Source organism: Sporosarcina sp. P29 (assembly GCF_002743265.1).
Lineage (GTDB): Bacteria > Bacillota > Bacilli > Bacillales_A > Planococcaceae > Sporosarcina.
This window is the reverse complement of record NZ_PDYX01000001.1, coordinates 137,335-155,456: the sequence shown is the minus strand read 5'-3', so window position 1 is coordinate 155,456 and position 18,122 is coordinate 137,335. Positions and strand designations below refer to the sequence as shown.

Sequence of the window (18,122 nt, the reverse complement as noted above, 5' to 3'; positions counted from 1 at the left end):
AATGATTAAGAAAATACTAGTACAGTCCTCCATGGTCCGTCATGACGCAATCTGCGTCACGATGGACCATGCTTCGACTTTTCGGCAAGCGAGCGTTCAGTCAGTGAGAAAAATGACGAAATAAAAACACTTGTAATTTTACGATATTGCTTTACGTAGTGCTGACTTTTTTGTATGCTTGTATGCAGGGTGGTCAGACCACTCTGCTGAAGGTATGAAAAAGGAGTTCTCCTCATGCAAAATTCACAATCATCATCCAAGCGTTTTTTGGATATTATCGGAGAACTACAATCACTGATTAGCGAACAAAAAATCGAATATGGCGATAGGTTACCATCTGAACGTCACCTGGCAGAAAAGCTGCAAGTAAGTAGAACAGCGGTACGCGAGGCGTTACGAAGTATGGAATTGCTAGGTCTCATTGAGACGAGGCGAGGCGAAGGAACATTCCTATCCGATTTCAAAAAACATCAGTTAGTAGAAGTTCTCTCGACGTTTATTATGCAGCAAGCACGGTCCATCCAAGATGTAGTTGAAACCAGGATGATCCATGAGCGAGCAGCAATCACAACGATCACTGAAAATGAAGAATTCCGCATGCTTCCCGTTTGGGTTGGTATGCAAAGTAAGTTGATAGATGAAGAGTCAGTGTTTTTGCGTGAAGATATGGTGCGCGAAACCATTGTCGCTACTGAAAATCGACTGTCCTTGAAAATTTGGTTTTTATTGAAACAATATAGCGGCGTTTCTTTTGATGTAGCCATTGAGGCTGTTGAAGAAATAGCTATAGTGCATGAACTGCTGGATGAAATGATGGCAGGTAATACGGAAAAAGCCTTAATTTGTTATGAAAAATGGATGAATCAAGTTGAGGGAGAAAGAAGGGAAATGGAATGAGTATTAAAGAATTATTTAAAAAGAAACCAAAAGTTGACCAACATACAATGCCTTCTGCCAAGAGTAAAGCAGACGTGCCAGAAGGAATCATGACGAAATGTCCGGAGTGTAAGCACGTAATTTTGACGAAGGACTTGTTGAAGAATGATAAAGTTTGTCCATCTTGCCAACATCATTATAAAATGACGGCTCAAGAACGAATTGATCATTTATTTGACGACAATAGTTTTGAATCAATGGATGATCATTTGAAAACAGAGAATCCACTTGATTTCCCTTCGTATACAGAAAAAGTAGAAGCGGATGCCAAAGCGACAGGTTTGAATGAAGCGGTTCTGACGGGTGTCGGAAAGATTCAAGGTTCGCAAGTCGCTGTTGCAGTCATGGATGCACATTTCCGTATGGGTTCTATGGGTTCAGTTGTTGGCGAAAAGATTACGAGAGCTGTAGAAAAAGCTACTGAATTAGGTATACCTATGATGATCTTTTCAGCAAGTGGTGGTGCCCGTATGCAAGAAGGCGTCATCAGTCTAATGCAAATGGCTAAAGTGAGTGTAGCTCTTGAAAGACATGCTAACAAAGGCTTATTGTATATTTCCATCATGACCTACCCAACCACAGGTGGCGTATCGGCGAGCTTTGCCTCCGTTGGTGATATTAACCTAGCGGAACCAAAAGCTTTGATTGGGTTTGCGGGACGTCGTGTAATTGAACAAACCGTACGTGAAAAACTGCCTGAAGATTTCCAAACAGCAGAGTTTTTATTGAATCACGGTCAATTAGACGCGGTCGTCCATCGCAATGAAATGCCAGAAGTGATGAGTAAAATCTTGAAGCTTCACGCGCAAAAGGGGGCCGTACTTGTATGAGTAAAACACTTGCATTTGAAGAACCAATCGTCAAACTACGTGAAAAAATTAATGAACTAGAAGAGTATACGGCAGTCAATGATGTAGATCTTTCATCTGAAATCGTCAATTTGAAAAATCGTCTAGCTAAGTTGGAGACGGATATCTATGAAAGTATGGAGCCTTGGGATCGTGTACAAGTTGCACGACATCCTGAACGACCGACGACAATGGATTATATTAATCGGTTGTTCGAAGATTTTATCGAATTTCATGGAGATCGCAACTTCGGAGACGATGAAGCCATCATCGGCGGAATCGCTTCATTTGAAGAAACACCTATTACAATCATAGGACATCAGCGCGGAAAAGACACCAAAGAAAATGTCAAAAGAAACTTTGGTATGCCGCATCCTGAAGGATACCGCAAAGCGCTTCGCCTCATGAAGCAAGCAGAAAAATTCAATCGTCCTATTATTTGTTTCATTGATACTAAAGGCGCGTATCCTGGTAAAGCAGCAGAGGAACGTGGCCAGAGTGAGGCAATTGCTCGTAATTTAGTTGAAATGGCTGGTTTGAAAGTGCCTGTAATCTCCATCGTCATAGGAGAGGGAGGTAGTGGAGGTGCATTGGCTCTAGGTGTAGCCAACCATATCCATATGCTCGAAAACTCCACGTACTCTGTAATTTCTCCTGAAGGAGCAGCGTCTATTTTGTGGAAGGATCCATCACTTGCTAAACAGGCGGCGGAAGCGATGAAGATCACTGCACCCGATTTGAAAGAAATGAATATTATTGATGAAATCATTCCGGAAGTACTTGGCGGAGCACATCGCGATGCAAACAAACAGTCGCTAGAGATTCGTTCTACACTACGTAGTTCATTGCAAACGTTATGCAAATTGTCATCAGATGAATTGATTGATAATCGATATACTAAATTCCGGAATATTGGCGTCTTTTCGGAATAAAAGATGCGGGCAACCGCGTCTTTTGCTCGTACATACAAGTCATGATTAAAGGATGGGATCGACATGAAAAAAATTGCGGTCTTAACAAGCGGTGGCGACGCGCCAGGAATGAATGCGGCCATTCGTTCCGTAGTCAGGAAAGCCCTTTTTGAAGGGGTAGAAGTTTCGGGTGTGTTTAATGGCTATCAAGGATTGATTGATGGAAGAATCGAGCAATTTCAACTTGGTTCTGTTGGAGATATCATTCAGCGTGGGGGAACAATATTGCGATCTGCAAGATGTCCGGAGTTCATGACGGAAGAAGGTCGTGCCAAAGCGATGGAGCAAATCAAACTTCATGCTATTGAAGGGTTAGTTGTTATTGGTGGAGATGGGTCATTCAAGGGAGCGAATGAGTTAGTTAAATTGGGTGTTCCTTGTGCTTGTGTACCTGCTACAATTGATAACGATATTACCGGAACGGAATTTACGATCGGCTTTGATACGGCATTGAATACAGTAGTCGAAGTCATCGATAAAATCCGGGATACTGCGACATCACATGAGCGCTCATTTATTATTGAAGTAATGGGGCGTGACGCGGGTGATTTAGCGTTGTGGGCGGGTCTTGGTGGCGGTGCGGAATCAATTATACTGCCTGAGAAGCCGTTTGACGTCAACTCTATTGTAGATCGCCTCAAGAGCAGTACGAGTCGTGGTAAAAAACATAGTATTATCGTACTCGCTGAAGGGATGATGTCTGCTACACAACTAGCAGCTATTTTGAAGGAAGAAGCGGGTGTCGAAACCCGTGTGTCCATTTTAGGACATATGCAGCGAGGTGGCTCGCCATCTGCACGTGACCGGGTAATTGCCAGTCAATACGGGGCAAGAGCAGTAGAAACATTATTGTCTGGAAAGAAAAGTTCTGCTGTTGGTATGAGAAATCATAAAGTGGTAGACTATAATTTAGAAGAAGTCTTTATAAAACGAGAACAGTTGGACTTGTCATTATTAGATTTGGCAGAAACATTATCTATCTAATTAGTCAGAGTCGACATGACGCAGAGGAGCGATAAGTAGTGAGAAAGACAAAAATTGTGTGTACAATCGGCCCGGCAAGTGAATCATATGAAGGACTACTTGAGCTGATTGATGCAGGGATGAACGTAGCACGTCTAAACTTCTCCCATGGTACTCAAGAAGAACATAAAGTACGTATTGAAAGAATCCGCAAAGCGGCAGCTGAAAAAGAAAAAGTGGTAGGCATTCTACTCGACACAAAAGGTCCTGAAATTCGGACGCACAAAATGAAAGACGGCCAAATCGAATTGGTACGAGGACAAGCAGTAGATATCGCAATGCAAGAAGTGCTTGGTACTGCTGAAACTTTTTCTGTTACCTACGAAAAGTTAATTCATGATGTTGACCGTGGTTCATTTGTCCTTTTAGATGACGGATTAATCGAACTTGAAGTAACAGGTAAAGATACGGATAAAGGGTTGATCCACACAAAAGTGATCAACGCAGGTCCTTTAAAAGATAACAAAGGTGTCAACGTTCCAAATGTTTCTGTTCAATTACCAGGAATTACGGATAAAGACAAAGAAGATATTTTGTTTGGTATTGAACAAGGCGTTGATTTTATCGCGGCTTCATTTGTACGTCGTGCATCTGACGTCATTCAAATCCGTGAACTACTTGAAAATAATGATGGTGGACATATCCATATCGTGCCGAAGATTGAAAATCAAGAAGGTGTCGACAATCTAGATGAAATCCTTCAATTATCTGACGGTCTGATGGTTGCTCGTGGAGATTTAGGAGTAGAAATCCCAGCTGAAGAAGTGCCTTTGGTACAAAAAACGATGATTCGTAAATGTAACCAATACGGTAAGCCGGTTATCACAGCAACTCAAATGTTGGATTCTATGCAAAGAAACCCACGCCCTACACGTGCAGAGGCAAGCGATGTAGCCAACGCGATTTTAGACGGTTCAGATGCTGTCATGCTTTCAGGTGAAACGGCTGCAGGAATGTACCCGGTTGAATCTGTAAAAGTGATGTGTAAAATTGCTTTATCTACTGAAGAATCCATGGACTTCCATTCTGTCGTTTCCACAAGAACGAGAGAAAAAGAAGGGAATCTGACAGAGGCAATTGGACAAGCAGCTGCTTATACAGCCCTAAACTTGAACGTCAAGGCGATTTTAGCCCCAACTGAAAGTGGTCAAACTGCTACGATGATCGCGAAATACCGTCCAGGTGTTCCAATTATTGCGGTTACTCGTTCTGAAGTAATTTCTAACAAGCTGACACTTGTTTGGGGAGTGTATCCGATTGTTGGGAAGAAAGCACTCGACATCGATGGAATTCTTCAAGAATCCGTCGAAGAAAGTGTCAAACATCAATACGTAACGCACGGTGATGTAGTCATCATTACGGCGGGTGTACCGGTTGGTAAAGCAGGTACAACGAACTTGATGAAATTACATGTAATCGGTGATTTAATCGGTCGTGGACAAGGCATCGGCAAAAACATTGCCTTTGGTAAAGCGAAAATCATCAAGAATTCACAAGAAGCATTGACACAAATTAAAGAAGGCGACATCATGGTTACGCATTCTACAGACCGTGATATGTTTGCAGCGCTTGAGCGATGTGCAGGGATCATTACTGAAACAGGCGGACTGACTAGTCACGCAGCAGTGGTTGGTTTGAGCCTTGGTATACCTGTGATCGTCGGTGCTGAAAATATTACATCTGTTATTAAAAATGGCAGTGACATTACAATGGACGCAGCGAGTGGCGTAATCTACAACGGTCACGCAAAAGTATTGTAAAAACATACAGACCGCTTCTCATTAAGAGATAGCGGTCTTTTTTGGAGGTTACTATATGAAGTGGTTAGCAGCATTATTTATTATTGTACCGACTGCGGAACTGGCTGTATTAATGGTTTCAGGTAAAACACTCGGTATCATGCCTACAATTTTGATTATTATCGCAACAGGAATTGGTGGCGCTTATCTTGCGAAGAAACAAGGACTTCGTGCATGGCGTGATTTACAGTACCGTATGGCCAATAGAGAAACTCCTGGTAAAGCATTAGTGGATAGCGTCTGTATTTTACTAGGTGGTTTATTATTACTCATGCCTGGTTTTATCACTGACATAGTAGGATTATTATTATTGTTCAGCGGTCCGCGTAAACTATTGTACCCATTTATCGTCAAGTGGATTTACAATAAAATCCGTAATGGTCAAATCCGAGTTATGTAAATGTAGGATTTTCTTTGACTTTCAACGCGATAAATAGGAAGAATGGTAAAAACATAATGCCATACAAACCGAATAAATAGACAGCGCAAGCGGTAATAACAAAGGAATGTACGGTACGTAATTTAAACGCATGTGCCCACAGAATGGATTCAATCATCTGCCTGCACACTAGTAAAATGATGTACAAAACTAATAAGCCAATTGCCGATTGCATGTCATCAATATAGAAGGAAAAGGCAATCATCGGTAAAAACACCAGACCGATGCCAAGGAACGGAATACTATCGACTAATGAAATTAAAAACGCTTTGGTTAAGAAAGACTCGAAATCAAGCAACCAAAAACCGGCTGCCATTAGAATAAACGTCATGAAAAATAGTCGAATCTGAACAGAAAAGAAATGTCCCATCAAATGGCTTGACCTATCAAAAATCCTGCGTGCTACCTGTCTGAAGTTTTTAGGGAAGTATACTAAAAACCAAAAGCGATTGGTAGCACTTTCACGTAAAGCGAAGAAATACGCGATAATAAATAAAAATGTACTAAAGATCTGCTGGAACGTTTTTTGTAGTAAACTAATAATCCCTTCCATCGCTTCATGACTGACTTGAATAAATTGTTCTGCGGCCGCGTGTAAATTCCAGCCTTTACTATCCATCATTTCGATAATTACACCTAATTGATCTTCCATTGTCCAAATGACAGAAATCAATCCATTGATTGATAGGAATAGGAAGGTGTATACTAAAGAAGTAAGCACCCCCATTATGAGTAAAGCAGCTAAAAAAGCCGGCAGTTTTGTAAGAGCAATTAAGGAATTCATGAGCGGAGCAGTGAAGAAAGCGAAAACTATCGCAAATCCTACAGGTGGGATCACGATAAGGAAAATCACGATTAATATAGCTGGTAACCATTGACGGGCATAGGTTTGGAAGCGCTTGGAGTCAAAGGATATCATGCGGATTTGTCCATTCCTTTCGAGTAATAATAAATAAAAAACATCTTAACCATTCACAAAACCGTTTAAGTTGCTTATAATGGACTTTGTAAGCGTTTTAGATAAAAATATAATTAGCAGGTGGTCATCGTTCTGCACTCCGCTTCAGGGAGATGACCAAACTGGGAAGAAGGAGCGAATATCATGACAGCAACAAAAGGTTTGGAAGGTATCGTGGCAGCACAAACTCAAATCAGTTCCATTATCGATGACACTCTTACATATGTAGGATACGGCATCGATGATTTAGCAGAAAATGCTAGTTTTGAAGAAGTAGTTTACCTACTTTGGCACAAACGTTTGCCAAACGAAAAGGAACTAGCTGAATTGAAACAGCAGTTAGAAGATAACGCAGAAATTCCACAAGGGGTTCTTGATCACTTCAAAACGTACCCAATCGACAAAGTGCATCCAATGGCGGCACTTCGTACAGCTATCTCGCTTCTAGGATTATACGATGAAAAAGCGGAAGATATGTCACCAGAAGAAAACTACAAAAAAGCAGTGAAGCTTCAAGCTAAAGTTGCAACTGTAGTTACTGCATTTGCACGTATCAGAAAAGGACAAGAGCCAGTAGCACCTAAAAAAGGTTTAAGCTATGCGGCAAACTTCCTTTACATGCTTTCTGGGGAAGAGCCTGCTGATATTGCTGAAGAAGCATTCAACAAAGCACTTGTACTACATGCAGACCATGAATTGAACGCATCTACGTTCACAGCACGCGTATGTGTAGCTACTCTATCTGATATGTATTCTGGTGTTACTGCAGCAATCGGCGCTCTAAAAGGCCCATTACACGGCGGTGCAAACGAAGCGGTTATGAATATGCTAATGGAAATCGGCGATGAAGATAAGGTCGATTCATATATTCGTGAAAAGTTAGCTAACAAAGAAAAAATCATGGGCTTCGGACACCGTGTATACCGTCAAGGTGATCCACGTGCGAAGCACTTACGTGAAATGTCTAAGCGATTGACTACTCTTCGCGGTGAAGAAAAGTGGTACAATATGTCTGAACAAATCGAAGCAATTGTCACTGGAGAAAAGAAATTGCCTCCAAATGTTGATTTCTACTCCGCTTCGGTATATCATTCATTAGACATCGATCATGATATTTTCACACCTATTTTTGCTGTTTCTCGTTTTTCAGGATGGATTGCTCATATCCTGGAACAATACGAAAACAACCGCTTGATCCGCCCACGTGCAGAGTACGTTGGACCAGGCATGCAGAAGTATGTTCCAATCAATGAACGATAAAAAAAAGTAAATTCGTGGGGCGGTATCTCGTATACCGGCCCACTGATTTTGAACTCAGGAGGATATCAATAATGGCTAATGATGGAAAGATTACAGTAACTAACGGTGTTTTAAACGTCCCAGATCACGCAACGATTCCTTTCATTATAGGCGATGGCACAGGTCCGGATATTTGGCATGCAGCTTCACGCGTAATCGAAGCAGCTGTTGAAAAAGCTTATGACGGAAAAAAGAAGATTAATTGGTTAGAAGTTCTTGCAGGAGAAAAGGCATTCAACGAAACTGGTGACTGGCTTCCAAAAGAAACTCTAGACACAATTGAAGAATATCTAATTGCGATTAAAGGGCCACTTACTACGCCGATCGGTGGAGGATTCCGTTCATTGAACGTAGCACTACGTCAAGAACTAGATCTTTACACTTGCTTGCGTCCGGTTCGTTATTTCGAAGGAGTACCTTCACCCGTGAAACGTCCTGAGGATTGTGACATGGTTATTTTCCGTGAGAACACGGAAGATATCTATGCTGGGATCGAGTACCAAAAAGGTTCTGACGAAGCGAAAAAATTAGTTAACTTCCTTCAAACTGAATTAGGTGTTAAAAATATTCGTTTCCCTGAAACTTCCGGTCTTGGAATCAAACCAATTTCAGAAGACGGTACGAAGCGTTTAGTACGTTCTGCATTGAACTATACAATTGAAGAAGGACGCAAGTCTCTAACAATTGTCCACAAAGGTAACATCATGAAGTTCACAGAAGGCGCATTCGCAAGCTGGGCTTACGAGTTAGCTGAAGAAGAATTCGGCGACAAAGTATTCACATGGAGACAATATGATCGTATTAAAGACGCTGAAGGAACAGATGCTGCAAACAAAGCACAATCTGATGCAGAAGCAGCTGGCAAAATCATCGTTAAAGATGCAATTGCTGATATCTTCTTGCAACAAATCCTTACACGTCCTAAAGAGTTTGACGTAGTAGCTACAATGAACTTGAACGGAGACTATATTTCTGATGCACTTGCTGCACAAGTAGGCGGAATCGGAATTGCTCCGGGAGCGAACATTAACTACGAAACAGGTCATGCTATCTTTGAAGCTACTCATGGTACAGCACCTAAGTATGCAGGATTGGATAAAGTTAACCCTTCATCCCTATTGCTATCAGGCGTTATGATGCTTCAACACCTTGGCTGGACTGAAGCGGCTGATCTAATCACTGCTTCTATCGAAAAGTCTATCGCATCTAAAGTAGTGACATACGACTTCGCACGTCTAATGGACAATGCAGAAGAAGTAAGCACTTCTGGATTCGCAGATGCACTAATCAAAAACCTATAAGCATTAACGAAAGAGGGGGATGAGAATCCCCCTCTTTTCTACTAATTTGTTCTGAAAAAGGAGAGTTTTGCATGTCATTGAAGCGTAAAAAAGTATCGGTTATCGGATCTGGTTTTACTGGAGCAACAACTGCATTCCTTTTAGCTCAAAAAGAATTATGTGATGTCGTCATCGTAGATATTCCACCTATGGAAAATCCGACGAAGGGCAAAGCGTTAGACATGTTGGAAGCTGGTCCGGTTCAAGGGTTTGATGCCAACATCATCGGTACATCCAATTACGAGGATACAAAAGATTCTGATGTAGTTGTCATTACCGCGGGGATTGCGCGTAAACCTGGAATGAGCCGCGACGACTTAGTACAGACAAATCAAAAAGTAATGAAATCCGTAACAGCTGAAATTATAAAGTATTCTCCTGATACGAAGATTATCGTTCTGACAAATCCAGTGGACGCCATGACGTATACGGTATACAAAGCATCCGGATTCCCTAAAGAACGTGTTATCGGTCAGTCAGGTGTACTGGATACAGCCCGTTTCCGGACGTTTGTCGCACAAGAATTGAATCTATCAGTGAAAGATGTAACAGGATTCGTTCTGGGTGGTCATGGAGATGATATGGTGCCTCTAGTGCGTTACTCGACTGCTGGCGGTGTACCTTTAGAAAACTTGATCTCTGCTGGTCGTCTAGAAGAAATTGTAGAACGTACACGTAAAGGCGGAGCTGAAATCGTCAATCTGCTAGGCAATGGATCTGCATATTATGCGCCAGCTGCTGCATTGGTTGAAATGACAGAAGCTATTTTGAAAGACCAAAAACGTGTATTACCATCTATTGCGTTCTTAGAAGGCGAATACGGTATGAACGGGATTTATTTAGGAGTGCCGACGGTTTTAGGTGCTGGCGGTATCGAAAGAATTATAGAGCTCGAATTAACGGACGATGAGAAAATGGGGCTTCAAAAGTCCGCTGACTCTGTACGTACAGTAATGAGTGTTCTAGCGTAAAATTATAGGTGAAAGATCGGACAGCTATCTAGCCGTCCGATCTTTTTTCTTGTTAGCTCGATTTTTCATGCACGGATTGTTATAATTTAATTATTGAAGTAATTTTCAGCTTTTTCATTGATGACTGTAGAAATATAGGAGGGGTTTATTTGTTGAAAAGTAGACGGAAATTGATAGGAAAAGATATTACAGAATTAGAAATCGGCGAGAGGCTGCACTTGACCGAGAAAATTGAAGATAAAGACTTAATGCTGTACCTTGGATTGACGAATGATGCCAATCCGCTTTATCTACAACATGATTACGCAGCGGAGACGATATATGGACAGCCCATTGTTCCGCCCATCATGTTGACGGGGATCGTGACAGCAGCTATTTCAAAACATATGCCTGGACCAGGCGCGCACATAATTAATCAGCAACTGCATTTTCCTAAACCTGTCTATCATTACTCAATTGTTGAATTCGTTCTGGAAGTGACGAAGCTTGAAATTCAGTCGAACCAAGTAACCATCCAAGTAGACGCCACGGATCAAGAAGGAGAACGAATTATGAGTGGGGAAGTAGTAGTTATCGCCCCGCAAAAGTTACCTGTTAAACTTGCACAAACAAAGGAAGCCGCGGATGGGAATTAAACAACAAAAGATTTTGATTGTGGAAGATGAACTGTCTATACAAAAACTGCTTGAATTCACATTGCAACAAGCGGACTATAAAACAGTACTCGCAAATGATGGAGAAGAAGCCGTGGAGAAAGTTTTAGATGAACAGCCTGATTTGATTATCCTGGATTTAATGTTGCCCAAAATAGACGGATTAGAAGTCTGCCGTATGCTGAGAAAAGAGGATATTGAAACGCCTATTATCATGTTGACTGCTAAAGGAGAAGAGATGGATAAAATCGTTGGCCTAGAAATGGGTGCCGATGATTATATGACCAAGCCTTTTAGTCCACGTGAAGTGGCGGCAAGAGTTCGTGCGGTTCTTAGGCGTACAGGTGAGCGCAACCATATGAAGGAAAAGAAATTGGTTGCTGGGCAGTTGACAGTGTATCCTGAGCGCTTAGAAGTCTATTTAGACGAGAAACCATTAGAATTTACACCGAAAGAATTTGAGTTGCTTGTTTATTTCATGAAGCATCCGAATCGAGTGTTTTCTCGTGATCAGTTGCTACAAGCGGTGTGGAATTACGATTTTGCAGGAGATTCAAGAATTGTTGATGTGCACGTGAGTCATTTGCGCGATAAAATCGAAGAAAATACGAGGAAGCCGCGCTATATTAAAACGATGAGAGGCGTCGGTTACAAGTTCGGGGAGCAAAACTAGATGAAGTACTATTACAGAAGAATTTTAACAGCATCTGCAGTCATTTTATCTATTTTACTAATTGTGCTAGGAATTATCTTAGGACAATTTTTTCATTTGTTTGGAGAAAATGTGGATGCGACCATACAACAAACCTATTGGGTCTACTTACTGTTTACGCTAGTTTTAGTATTTGTTGTCATGATGTTTGTTATGGCAAAAATTCTTCAACAGTATGTTAAGCCGATTGATCACTTCACAGGTGTTGTGCATCAATTGGCACAGGGGAATTATTTGGCGCGTGCGCATAATGAAGACAGTGAAATCAATCATCAACTAACGAATTCCATTAATCAAGTCGCACAAAAATTACAAGGTAACTCTTCACTTCGCGCAATGGAACAAGAGCGTTTAAAAACATTGGTCAGCAGCATTGGTAGCAGTCTATTAATGTTTGGAAGACAAGGTGCAGTGAACTTGGTGAACCGCGTGTTTGAAGAAACATTCCATCGCAATGGAGAAGAGTTGATGGGGAAAACGTTTAAAGATATCGGTTTGCCTTCAGATATTGAAAAAGAAATTGAAACGATATTTTTAACTGAAGAAGTGCGTACATTCCAATCTGAAGTATTACTTCCAGAAGGTATTTGTCATTTAGAAGTGTACGGTGCTCCTGTAATAGGTGAAAACGGTAACTGGCTTGGAATCGTTATCATTATGCACGACATTACAGAATTGGTTCGTCTTGAACAAATACGGAAGGATTTCGTGGCGAATGTGTCTCATGAATTAAAAACACCTGTGACGTCAATTAAAGGTTTTTCAGAAATGTTGCTAGATGGCGCGGTGGAAGATCCTGTGATGAAACGTGAATTCCTGGAGATTATGTATAAAGAAAGTAATCGTCTGCAATTATTGATTGAAGATTTATTGCGCTTGTCCAGTATGGAACGTGGAAGTTTTGAAATTATACGAACACCGGTTGATGTGGTGGAAGTAGTCGAACAGTCCATCAAAATCGTTCAAGCAAGAGTTCAGGAAAAAGATATGCGAATCGATTTGCAAATGCCAGGACAACTAATCATACCTGCAGATCATGATCGTTTAGTGCAAGTGATGGTGAACTTATTGAATAATGCCATTGCCTACTCGCAAGAAGAAACGGTTGTGACGGTTTCTGTAGAAGAAATTGAAGAGTACGTAGAAATTACGGTTCGTGACCAAGGGATTGGTATTATGTCTTCAGAGCTACCGCGTCTCTTTGAACGTTTTTACCGCGTAGATCGTGCTAGAAGCAGGGAGTCAGGCGGCACAGGATTAGGTCTTGCGATTGTGAAACACATTGCTGAAGCGCATCATGGCACCGTCACAGTGGACAGTGAAGTGGGTGTTGGCACGGTTTTCCGTATTCAGTTACCTACACATGAATAAATGTAGTAAAGAAATTGAAACTTACTAGACTACTGTTCCGTACAGTAGTCATACATAGAAAAGGGGGAACAGATATGAGCACAAAAAGAATCCTGGTGACACTCGGTTTGTTTATCACCGGATTAGTACTTTTATTGATCGTCTTTACCACGTGGTACACAGTAGACGAATCTGAACAAGCTGTCGTCATTTCGTTCGGGCAAGCTGGCGCACCTGTGACGGACTCAGGTCTACATTTTAAATTACCTTGGCCGATTCAGAAGACAGAAATTTTATCGAAGGAAACGTATAGTATCCATTTCGGTTACAAGCAAGACAAGTCGGGGGAAATCGTAGATAAGGAAACGAAGATGATTACGGGGGATGAATACATCGTTCTGACCGATTTGACAGTGCAGTGGCGTATTGTCGATCCAAAGAAGTATTTATTTAATGCGGAAGATCCTATTGAGATCTTAAGGGATGCGGCATCTGCATCTATTCGTTCTGTCATCGGTAGTTCCACAATCGATGCGGCTTTAACGGATGGAAAAGCCGAAATCGAAGCGAAGACACGTGATTTATTGACTAGTTTAGTAGAGAAATATGATATCGGTGTCGCGGTACAAGGCGTAAAGCTACAAGACGTTGAATTACCGAACGCAGAAGTACGTGCAGCATTTACCGCTGTAACGGATGCACGTGAAACGAAAAACACGAAGATTAACGAAGCGAAAAAATATGAGAACCAGAGAACGAAAGAAGCAATCGGTGAACGTGACGCGATCAAATCCCAAGCACAAGGGAAAAAGACGGCACGTATAGAACAAGCACGTGGTGACGTGGCGGTATTCAGCGATTTATATAATGAATACGCAAAAAGTAAAGATATCACTCGCGAGCGTTTGATCATTGAGACGCTAGAACAAGTTTTACCTAAAGCGAACCTTTACATCATGAACGATAGCGGAGAAACGATGAAGTATTTACCACTCCAACAATTGCAAAAAGATCAGCCGCCTGTAACGGAAGAAAAGGATAAGTCAGCTGAAAAAGGAGGGAAAGCTTCATGAGTAACGAACAAAACCCTTTCAAGAAGATAGAAGAGGCCCTCAAGAAAATGGGGGAAACTGATCAAAAAAGAAGTGCGCAGAAGCCAGGACCGGAATCAGATCCTAAAGTTACACAGATGCGACCGAAAAAAGCGTTTGATATGAAAAAGTATACGAAACTCATTATCTCGCTAACAGTAGTTTTTGCGATTCTCGTTATTCTGTTATCTAACTTATTTATCGTAAAAGAGAATGAGTATCGTGTCGTTCGTCAGTTTGGTGAGATCACACGGATTATCGAAAAACCTGGTATCAATATGAAAATACCATTCATTCAAAGTGTAAGTACATTGCCGAAAAACCGAATGACTTCTAATGTGTCAGAAGCTGAAATCAATACAAAAGATAAGAAGCGGATCATCATTGACAACTATGCAATATGGCATATTACTGATCCTGCGAAAATGATTTCGAACGCACGTAATATCGTCAATGCGGAAGCGAGAATGGAAGAATTTATTTATTCTGTTGTCCGTAATGAAATGGGACGTCTTGATTATGTCAATGTCGTCAATGACGAAGATTCTTCTCGCGGAAGCTTGAATGATGATGTCACGGCCAAAGTAAATAAGTTCTTGGACGACGGAAATTATGGAATTAAAGTAGTGGATGTCCGTATGAAGCGTATTGATTTACCTGAAGAAAACGAACAATCTATCTACACACGGATGATTTCAGAACGTGATTCGACTGCGCAATCATACCTGTCAGAAGGGGATGCAGAAAAGCAGAAAATTGAAGCGGAAACAGATCGTGAAGTGCAGGAAATGTTAGCAAAAGCGAAAAAAGAAGCAGCGATTGTCACTGCACAAGGTGAAGCGGAAGCTGCAAAAATCTATAATAATGCGTATGCAAAAGATCCTGAATTCTACAAACTGTATAGAACACTTCAGTCTTATACGAAAGTCGTGGATGACGAAACGATGATCATCCTTCCAGCAGATTCTCCATATGCCAAGCTATTAACCGGCAATATCGAGTAATCATAAGTGCGTCATTTTCATTCGAGTTGCCAAACGTGGTAAACTAGATGAAAATGACGTTTTTTTATAGTGACGAACATGAAGGAGTGGGATGAATTTTGACGAAAAAGAAAGTCGTCTTATTGGATGGTAACAGCTTAGCCTATCGTGCATTTTTCGCTTTACCTTTATTAACGAATGAAAAAGGTGTTCATACAAACGCGGTATATGGTTTTACTATGATGTTAGAGACCATCTTAGCGAATGAAAAACCGACGCATGTGATCGTAGCTTGGGATGCAGGCAAAACAACTTTCCGCCACAGTACGTATACAGAATACAAAGGCGGACGTCAAAAAACTCCACCAGAGCTATCGGAGCAGTTCCCGTATATTCGTAAACTAATTGAAGCATTCGGCATTACGCAATATGAGCTCGATTTATATGAAGCTGATGATATTATCGGGACGTTGAGCAGAGAGTGCAGTGATGCGGAAGCAGAAGTCGTCATCATTTCGGGAGATAAAGATTTAACACAACTTGCGAATGATCAGACGACCGTATGTATTACTAGAAAAGGCATTACCGATCTTGAAAAATACACACCAGCACACATCGAAGAGAAATATGGTATTGCACCATTGCAGATCATCGACATGAAAGGTTTGATGGGCGATGCATCCGATAATATCCCAGGTGTACCTGGAATTGGTGAAAAAACAGCACTGAAATTATTGAAGGAATATGGTTCAGTAGAAGCTGTCTATGAATCGATCGATCAAATCACAGCAAAGAAAATGAAAGAAAATCTCGTGAACAATAAAGACCAAGCGTTCATGAGTAAAGAACTTGCAACAATTGAAGTTCACGCACCGATTACGGTGTCATTGAATGATTTGGACTTTGTTGGACGTAACGAAGAAGAAGTTATACAACTATATAAAGAATTACAATTTAAATCATTGCTTGAAAAGATGGATGTATCTGTCGAAGTTCAACCACTAGAAGAAATCGCTGTTCACACAGTGGAGGAAATTACTTCCGAGATGTTGACGGATACGATGTCTGTGCATGTCGAAATCGATGGAGATAATTATTTATCTCAAGATATTTTAGGTATAGGTCTGTCGAATGAAACAGATACGTATTTCATTTCTACGGAATTAGCTACATCGTCTGACCTCTTTAAAAACTGGATTGCAGACCATGCAACGCGTAAATATGTTTCAGATTCTAAATCAGCCTATGCAGCGATTGCACGACTTGGCATGGAGCTAAATGGTGCAGAATTCGATCTTATGCTGGCGGCGTACATCGTCAATCCTTCATTCTCAACAAATGAAGTCTCAGAAATTGCTCGTTCATTTGGCTACCATGGGGTAGAAAGTGATGAAGCGGTCTATGGCAAAGGAGCTAAACGGACTGTACCAGCACCTGAACAACTGGCTAATCATACAGCGAGAAAAGCACATGCGGTATGGGAGTTGTATCCTGTAGTCTCGAAACAGTTGGAGGAAAATGAACAGCAAGACCTGTTCCATGACCTAGAATTACCGTTAGCAAAGATTCTCGGAAAAATGGAAGTAACCGGTGTGAAAACGGACGTAGATGTGCTGAAAACGATAGGCGAGCAGTTATCGGAACGTCTGGCAGTCATCGAAAAGACGATCTATGAAATGGCTGGCGAGAAATTCAATATTAATTCGCCTAAACAACTCGGCGTCATTTTATTTGAGAAAATCGGATTAACTCCTATTAAGAAAACGAAGACGGGTTACTCGACAGCTGCGGATGTGTTAGAGAAGCTCGAAAGCGAACATGAAATCATTCAACACATTTTACTATACAGACAGCTCGGCAAATTAAATTCCACATATATTGAAGGACTAACGAAAGAAATTCATGAAGACGGAAAAATCCATACACGTTTCCAGCAAGCCTTAACACAGACGGGAAGATTGAGCTCGATCAATCCAAACTTGCAAAATATCCCGATCCGTTTGGAAGAAGGACGCAAAATACGTGCAGCATTCATTCCATCTGAAACAGAATGGATTATGTTTGCGGCCGACTATTCACAAATTGAATTGCGTGTACTGGCACATATTTCGCAAGATGAAAAATTGATTGAAGCATTCCGTCAAGGTGCGGATATTCATACGAAAACCGCCATGGATGTGTTTGGTGTGAAGCAAGAAGAAGTCGATAGCAATATGCGTCGCGCTGCAAAAGCGGTCAACTTTGGTATCGTCTATGGCATCAGTGATTATGGATTATCACAAAGTTTAAATATTACTCGTAAAGAAGCAGGGGAATTTATCGATACGTATTTAGCGAGTTTCCCAGGCGTCAAACAGTATATGGATGACAGTATTATTGACGCTAAGCAAAAAGGCTATGTGACGACACTATTGAAACGTAGACGGTATTTGCCGGATATTACGAGTTCGAATTTCAACTTGCGAGGCTTCGCAGAGCGTACAGCGATGAATACACCGATCCAAGGAACGGCGGCAGACATCATAAAGCAAGCAATGATCGATATGGATGCCAGACTTGAAAAAGAAAATATGCAAGCACGTATGCTACTACAAGTGCATGATGAGTTGATCTTTGAGGCGCCTATGGAAGAGTTGGAGAAACTAAAAGAAATCGTACCGGAAGTCATGGAACAAACGATTCAACTCGACGTTCCGTTGAAAGTCGATTGGAATTATGGCAAGTCTTGGTACGAAACGAAGTGAGTGAA

Annotated in this window: 17 protein-coding genes; 16 read left to right on the top strand and 1 reads right to left on the bottom strand. The window is 41.3% G+C overall.

Translation table 11 applies throughout. The features are described from left to right. Window position 1: 1 nt before the first annotated feature. From CSV68_RS17500 to CSV68_RS00685, 7 genes are all read left to right on the top strand, one after another. Window positions 2-124: a hypothetical protein gene (locus CSV68_RS17500; protein WP_255397609.1), complete on the top strand. Its 123-nt coding sequence runs from the start codon at window positions 2-4 to the stop codon at window positions 122-124. Between the two features lie 110 nt (window positions 125-234). After that, window positions 235-897 carry a FadR/GntR family transcriptional regulator gene (locus tag CSV68_RS00710; protein ID WP_099661236.1) on the top strand — a complete coding sequence of 221 codons (663 nt, stop codon included), beginning with the start codon at window positions 235-237 and terminating at the stop codon, window positions 895-897. Next, window positions 894-1,766 (top strand): acetyl-CoA carboxylase, carboxyltransferase subunit beta, encoded by an 873-nt coding sequence (gene accD / locus CSV68_RS00705; protein WP_099632814.1) that lies wholly within the window; start codon window positions 894-896, stop codon window positions 1,764-1,766. The genes CSV68_RS00710 and accD overlap by 4 nt, the downstream gene beginning before the upstream one ends. After that, window positions 1,763-2,716, top strand: coding sequence for an acetyl-CoA carboxylase carboxyl transferase subunit alpha (accA, locus tag CSV68_RS00700; RefSeq protein WP_099661235.1), 954 nt, complete (start codon window positions 1,763-1,765; stop codon window positions 2,714-2,716). The genes accD and accA overlap by 4 nt, the downstream gene beginning before the upstream one ends. A gap of 63 nt (window positions 2,717-2,779) precedes the next feature. Next, on the top strand, window positions 2,780-3,739 hold the full coding sequence (gene pfkA / locus CSV68_RS00695; protein ID WP_099632816.1) for a 6-phosphofructokinase: 960 nt from the start codon (window positions 2,780-2,782) through the stop codon (window positions 3,737-3,739). A gap of 38 nt (window positions 3,740-3,777) precedes the next feature. Next, the gene (gene pyk, locus CSV68_RS00690) at window positions 3,778-5,538 is read left to right on the top strand and encodes a pyruvate kinase (protein ID WP_099632817.1); all 1,761 of its coding nucleotides are present in this window, start codon (window positions 3,778-3,780) and stop codon (window positions 5,536-5,538) included. A gap of 55 nt (window positions 5,539-5,593) precedes the next feature. Next, window positions 5,594-5,977: an FxsA family protein gene (locus CSV68_RS00685; RefSeq protein WP_099661234.1), complete on the top strand. Its 384-nt coding sequence runs from the start codon at window positions 5,594-5,596 to the stop codon at window positions 5,975-5,977. Here CSV68_RS00685 and CSV68_RS00680 read toward each other — a convergent pair. Then, the gene (locus CSV68_RS00680) at window positions 5,970-6,935 is read right to left on the bottom strand and encodes an AI-2E family transporter (protein ID WP_099632819.1); all 966 of its coding nucleotides are present in this window, start codon (window positions 6,933-6,935) and stop codon (window positions 5,970-5,972) included. The two genes, CSV68_RS00685 and CSV68_RS00680, sit on opposite strands and share 8 nt — an antisense overlap. A gap of 183 nt (window positions 6,936-7,118) precedes the next feature. Between CSV68_RS00680 and citZ the strand changes: the two genes are divergently transcribed. The 9 genes from citZ (at window position 7,119) to polA (ending at window position 18,117) form a co-directional block, all read left to right on the top strand. After that, window positions 7,119-8,234: a citrate synthase gene (citZ, locus tag CSV68_RS00675; protein ID WP_085426545.1), complete on the top strand. Its 1,116-nt coding sequence runs from the start codon at window positions 7,119-7,121 to the stop codon at window positions 8,232-8,234. A 71-nt stretch (window positions 8,235-8,305) separates the two neighbouring features. After that, a complete protein-coding gene (gene icd / locus CSV68_RS00670) occupies window positions 8,306-9,574 on the top strand; it encodes an NADP-dependent isocitrate dehydrogenase (protein ID WP_099632820.1) in 1,269 nt (422 codons plus the stop codon). Between the two features lie 71 nt (window positions 9,575-9,645). Continuing rightward, a complete protein-coding gene (gene mdh, locus CSV68_RS00665) occupies window positions 9,646-10,584 on the top strand; it encodes a malate dehydrogenase (RefSeq protein WP_099661233.1) in 939 nt (312 codons plus the stop codon). 149 nt (window positions 10,585-10,733) lie between these two features. Beyond that, a complete protein-coding gene (locus CSV68_RS00660; protein WP_099632822.1) occupies window positions 10,734-11,219 on the top strand; it encodes a MaoC/PaaZ C-terminal domain-containing protein in 486 nt (161 codons plus the stop codon). Further along, window positions 11,209-11,910: a response regulator transcription factor gene (locus tag CSV68_RS00655; RefSeq protein WP_099632823.1), complete on the top strand. Its 702-nt coding sequence runs from the start codon at window positions 11,209-11,211 to the stop codon at window positions 11,908-11,910. The genes CSV68_RS00660 and CSV68_RS00655 overlap by 11 nt, the downstream gene beginning before the upstream one ends. Beyond that, the gene (pnpS, locus tag CSV68_RS00650) at window positions 11,911-13,320 is read left to right on the top strand and encodes a two-component system histidine kinase PnpS (RefSeq protein ID WP_099632824.1); all 1,410 of its coding nucleotides are present in this window, start codon (window positions 11,911-11,913) and stop codon (window positions 13,318-13,320) included. A 74-nt stretch (window positions 13,321-13,394) separates the two neighbouring features. Then, window positions 13,395-14,372 (top strand): FtsH protease activity modulator HflK, encoded by a 978-nt coding sequence (hflK, locus tag CSV68_RS00645; protein ID WP_099632825.1) that lies wholly within the window; start codon window positions 13,395-13,397, stop codon window positions 14,370-14,372. Then, window positions 14,369-15,394, top strand: coding sequence for a protease modulator HflC (gene hflC, locus CSV68_RS00640; protein ID WP_099632826.1), 1,026 nt, complete (start codon window positions 14,369-14,371; stop codon window positions 15,392-15,394). The genes hflK and hflC overlap by 4 nt, the downstream gene beginning before the upstream one ends. A 98-nt stretch (window positions 15,395-15,492) precedes the next feature. Further along, window positions 15,493-18,117: a DNA polymerase I gene (polA, locus tag CSV68_RS00635; RefSeq protein WP_099632827.1), complete on the top strand. Its 2,625-nt coding sequence runs from the start codon at window positions 15,493-15,495 to the stop codon at window positions 18,115-18,117. Window positions 18,118-18,122 lie beyond the last annotated feature (5 nt).

What these genes read in the sequence shown, in the direction of transcription:
- CSV68_RS17500 (WP_255397609.1), top strand. Translation starts at nt 2, where the DNA reads ATGATTAAGAAAATACTAGTACAGTCCTCCATGGTCCGTCATGACGCA.
- CSV68_RS00710 (WP_099661236.1), top strand. Translation starts at nt 235, where the DNA reads ATGCAAAATTCACAATCATCATCCAAGCGTTTTTTGGATATTATCGGA.
- accD (WP_099632814.1), top strand. Translation starts at nt 894, where the DNA reads ATGAGTATTAAAGAATTATTTAAAAAGAAACCAAAAGTTGACCAACAT.
- accA (WP_099661235.1), top strand. Translation starts at nt 1,763, where the DNA reads ATGAGTAAAACACTTGCATTTGAAGAACCAATCGTCAAACTACGTGAA.
- pfkA (WP_099632816.1), top strand. Translation starts at nt 2,780, where the DNA reads ATGAAAAAAATTGCGGTCTTAACAAGCGGTGGCGACGCGCCAGGAATG.
- CSV68_RS00685 (WP_099661234.1), top strand. Translation starts at nt 5,594, where the DNA reads ATGAAGTGGTTAGCAGCATTATTTATTATTGTACCGACTGCGGAACTG.
- CSV68_RS00680 (WP_099632819.1), bottom strand. Translation starts at nt 6,935, where the DNA reads ATGATATCCTTTGACTCCAAGCGCTTCCAAACCTATGCCCGTCAATGG.
- citZ (WP_085426545.1), top strand. Translation starts at nt 7,119, where the DNA reads ATGACAGCAACAAAAGGTTTGGAAGGTATCGTGGCAGCACAAACTCAA.
- icd (WP_099632820.1), top strand. Translation starts at nt 8,306, where the DNA reads ATGGCTAATGATGGAAAGATTACAGTAACTAACGGTGTTTTAAACGTC.
- mdh (WP_099661233.1), top strand. Translation starts at nt 9,646, where the DNA reads ATGTCATTGAAGCGTAAAAAAGTATCGGTTATCGGATCTGGTTTTACT.
- CSV68_RS00655 (WP_099632823.1), top strand. Translation starts at nt 11,209, where the DNA reads ATGGGAATTAAACAACAAAAGATTTTGATTGTGGAAGATGAACTGTCT.
- pnpS (WP_099632824.1), top strand. Translation starts at nt 11,911, where the DNA reads ATGAAGTACTATTACAGAAGAATTTTAACAGCATCTGCAGTCATTTTA.
- hflK (WP_099632825.1), top strand. Translation starts at nt 13,395, where the DNA reads ATGAGCACAAAAAGAATCCTGGTGACACTCGGTTTGTTTATCACCGGA.
- hflC (WP_099632826.1), top strand. Translation starts at nt 14,369, where the DNA reads ATGAGTAACGAACAAAACCCTTTCAAGAAGATAGAAGAGGCCCTCAAG.